The sequence below is a fragment of the Lyngbya sp. CCY1209 genome (assembly GCF_035615495.1).
Lineage (GTDB): Bacteria > Cyanobacteriota > Cyanobacteriia > Cyanobacteriales > Microcoleaceae > Limnospira.
The window spans coordinates 1-3,986 of sequence record NZ_JAJENU010000268.1; the positions used below are offsets into that span (position 1 = coordinate 1).

General features: G+C 53.0%; 4 protein-coding genes. 1 reads left to right on the top strand and 3 read right to left on the bottom strand.

All coding sequences use genetic code 11. The annotated features are described in order from the left end of the window. Nucleotides 1-519: formylglycine-generating enzyme family protein (locus LKE08_RS07555; RefSeq protein ID WP_324703601.1), on the top strand; the 519-nt coding region annotated here is incomplete at its 5' end. A 189-nt stretch (nucleotides 520-708) separates the two neighbouring features. On the opposite strand, the gene LKE08_RS07560 is transcribed toward LKE08_RS07555, so the two are convergent. The 3 genes from LKE08_RS07560 to LKE08_RS07570 all read right to left on the bottom strand — a co-directional run bounded on the left by LKE08_RS07560 (nucleotide 709) and on the right by LKE08_RS07570 (nucleotide 3,647). Next, entirely contained in the window at nucleotides 709-1,584 is an 876-nt protein-coding gene (locus tag LKE08_RS07560; RefSeq protein ID WP_324703602.1) for a metal ABC transporter permease, read from the bottom strand. Nucleotides 1,585-1,800: 216 nt separating this feature from the next. Further along, entirely contained in the window at nucleotides 1,801-2,547 is a 747-nt protein-coding gene (locus LKE08_RS07565) for a metal ABC transporter ATP-binding protein (protein WP_324703603.1), read from the bottom strand. Nucleotides 2,548-2,651: 104 nt separating this feature from the next. Beyond that, complete coding sequence (locus LKE08_RS07570) at nucleotides 2,652-3,647, bottom strand: metal ABC transporter substrate-binding protein (protein WP_324703604.1); 996 nt, start codon at nucleotides 3,645-3,647, stop codon at nucleotides 2,652-2,654. Nucleotides 3,648-3,986 lie beyond the last annotated feature (339 nt).

A 3,986-nucleotide genomic window follows, 5' to 3' on the forward strand; every position in this document is an offset into this window, starting at 1 on the left:
GAGTGGTGCGCCCGCCTCTCGAAAAAAATCGGCAAACCCTACCGATTGCCCAGTGAAGCTGAGTGGGAATATGCGGCTCGAGCCGGAACCACCACCCCGTTTCATGTCGGTGAAACCCTGACCACCGACCTCGCCAACTACTCTCGCAACCGCAAAACAACGACCCCTGTTGGTCAGTTTCAACACGCCAATGCCTTTGGCTTGTACGACATCCACGGGAATGTTTGGGAGTGGTGCGCCGACCCCTGGCATGACAGCTACAAGAGTGCGCCATCGGATGGTCGAGTTTGGGATGGAAAAGATATCTACGATAACTATGTTGATAATTTAGTAAACTTATTGAACGGAGGTTTAGTTAACTTATTATTGAGAAAACCCCGAGTGCTCCGCGGCGGTTCGTGGTACTTCGATCCTGTTTACTGTCGTTGTACCAGCCGCTACTGGTTCGTCCCGGGCTACCTCCTCGACCTCAACGGTTTCCGCGTCGTCTGTCCGCCCCCGGAGACTCTTCGCCCTTAGCGCTCTTACCCTTTTGCCCTCTGCCCTGTTTTTATTTTACCCTTTTTCTGCGAGCGTAGCTCATTAACGCACCTGAAACTATTGATTTATTAAAGAAATGGTGGGTTACGGCGCGGATTAAAAGTTGTGGGTTTTTCCGACAAATTACTGCCGCGCCTAACCCACCCTACTGGACTACGCCTCACGGGACTAAACTTCGGAGGGTTTTCGGAAACTCTGAGCCAGGATGCCGTACTTGGGAGCGAAGACCATCGCCACTAGAAATAATAGCGTCAGAACCACGACGATGCAACCCCCCGTGGAGACATCCAGGTGATAGCTGAGATAGGTTCCGCAGACGCAGGAAAAGACGCTGCTGACGATCGCAATTCCCAACATACGATCGAAGCGATCGCTCAACAAATACGCGATCGAACCCGGCGTCACCAACATGGAAATCACCAGGATAATCCCCGCCGTCTGCAACGCCGCCACGATCGTCAAAGCCATCACCGAAAGCAGGGTATAATACATCATCTGGGTATTCAAACCGATCGCCTGGGCGTGGTTGGGATCGAAACAAAACAATAACAGATCCTTTCGCCTCAATAAAATCACCGCCAGCGTAATCGTCCCGGCGATCAACGTTTGCACGATATCTTGCTGAGAAATACCCAAAACATTCCCAAACAAAATATGGAACAAATCGATATTGCTGGGAATCTTCGTCGCCAACACGATCCCGAAGGCGAAGAACCCCGTAAATACCACCCCGATTACCGCATCCTCTTTGAGGCGAGTTTTCGACTTCACATAACCGATCGCCACCGTCGCCCCGAACCCGAACACAAACGCCCCGATCGCGAACGGAATATTCAAAGCGTAAGCCACCACCACCCCCGGAACCACCGCATGGGAAATCGCATCCCCCATTAGCGACCAGCCTTTCAGTGTAACATAACAGGAAAGCACCGCACAGATGAGCCCCACGAAGGCACTCACCCAAATCGCCTTCACCAAAAATCCATATTGCAGCGGTTCCGCCAGCCAATTCAAAATCGGAATTGATGTCATTAAATTGTTCATAGTAAAAACTCAATGGTGTCTCAAGAAAGAAACCGGGTTTCTAAATAGATCTCGGGTTAAAATTGCAAGATTGTAATAGAAATCCGGTTTCTAATCCGGATCGCTTGGGAATCAATTCCCAAGCTAACAGCAGAAATCATCTGAAGATGATTGGGAAGTTTAGGGGACGACAAAACCAGACCCGATGCAATCAACAAAAAAACCAAATTTCATTTTTCATTGAAATTCCCGCCCCCCAAACGTCAAAGCCAAATTCTCCTCCGTAAAAGTGTCCTCTGTCGTGCCCGAAGCGAGGATAGTCCGATTGAGAAGAATGGTGCGATCGCAGAACGTAGAAATCGACGCCAAATCGTGGGTGGAAACCAAAATCGTGTGTCCCTCATCCCGCAACTGCAATAATAAATCGATCATCTGTTTTTCCGTCTTCACATCCACCCCCGTAAACGGTTCATCCAACAAAATAACCTTGCCCTCCTGGGCCAGCGCCCGGGCCAAAAACGCCCGTTTTCTCTGACCCCCGGACAGTTCCCCGATCTGGCGGTGGCGGAATTCCGTCATCCCCACCCGTTCCAGACTTTCCATCACCATCCGCCGATCTTTTGCCCCCGGAATTCGCAGCAAATTCATATAACCGTAACGGCCCATCATCACCACGTCGAAGACGCTGACCGGAAAATTCCAATCCACCTCGTCCGACTGGGGTACATAGGCCATCAACTGGCGTTTCTGGGCTTTTTTAACCGGCAGATCCCCGACGCGAATTCGCCCTTCGGTGGGTTGCAGAAACCCCATGATCGATTTGAACAGCGTCGATTTGCCGCCGCCGTTGGGCCCCACCAAAGCGGTGATGGTTCCCGGTTCGACGGTGCAGTTGGCGTTGTACAGGGCGAGTCTGGCGTTATTGTAGGTGACGCTGAGGCGATCGACCGTGATATTTAAAAGTGGAATTGTGGTTGAAATCATGGTTCGAGATAGAGATAGTTTGTTTGTATGTAAATTGGTTTTTTATCCCCCCCAGCCCCCCTTTGAAATGGGGGAGTTAAAGTGTGTCCTTTTAAGGGGAAGAATTAGGGGGTATTGCTGCCGGCTAGTAAACCGTTGGAAATGGTGCGGACGTCGTATTCGAGCAAGTCCAAATAGGTCGGCACCGGGCCGTCCTCTGGGGACAGAGAATCGACGTAGAGGTTGCCGCCAAATCGGGCGCCGGTGGTTTTGGCGACCTCTTTTTGGGCCTCGTCGCTGACGGTGGTTTCGCAAAAAATGGTGGGCACGTCGCTGGCTTTCACCTTCTCGATGACGGTTTGCACCTGTTTGGGGGTGGACTGGCGATCGGCATTGATGGGCCACATATAAATTTCCTTCATGCCGTAATCCCGGGCCAAATAGGAAAACGCCCCCTCGCAACTGACCAAATACCGCTGATTTTCGGGAATTTGGGCGAGATCCCGCCGCAACTGTTCGTCGATCGCCCGCAGTTTTTCGCTGTAGGCTGCCGCGTTGGCGTTGTAGGTGGCGGCGTTGTCCGGGTCGAGCTCCACGAAGGCTTCGCGGATGTTTTCGACGTAGACGAGGGCGTTTTGGGGGGACATCCAGGCGTGGGGGTTGGGTTTGTCGGTGTAGGGCCCTTCCGCGATGGGGACGGGTTCGATGCCGTCCGTGAGCACCGCGGCGGGCACGTTTTCGACGTTGCCCAAAAATTGCTCGAACCACCGTTCCAGGTTCATGCCGTTGTACAGGATCAGGTCGGCGTCCTGGGCCTTGACGATGTCGCTGGGGGTGGGTTCGTAGCCGTGGATTTCGGCGCCGATGCGGGTGATGGATTCCACGATCAGTTTGTCCCCCGCCACGTTTCGGGCCATGTCCGCCAGTACGGTGAAGGTGGTCAGAACTTTCGGTTTGCCATCTTCGTTGGTGGGGCGATCGCCCGCTATTTGGGCGTTTTCGGCCGTATTTTCCCCATTTGGGGGGGGGTCGATCTGGGTTCCGCTACACCCGGACAGCCAAACCCCCAGCGTCAGGCTGGCGGCGAGGATGAGGCTTCTCGGGTGGAAAGTCTGTGTCATCGAGATGGACTGATTTCATAATTGTTTCATTTTTCATATTTATATCATAATCCGCGATCGCTGCGAATTGCCCCCCGGAGGGATTTGGGATGGGCCTTTGGGAGGGTGTGGGGTGGGGGAAATTTTTCACCACAGAGGCACAGAGGACACGGAGAGGTTATTTGTCCTTATTTCAGATTCGGTTTTTTACCCGCCCCCCTCGATCCCCCCCAACCCCCCCTTGCGAAGGGGGGGAGTCTCAAGCGTCCCCGAATTTTTGAGGGTTTGACATCCGGACTCAAAGTCCCCCTTTGTAAGGGGGATTTAGGGGGATCGAACTGTATCGGTTCCGGTTTTTTG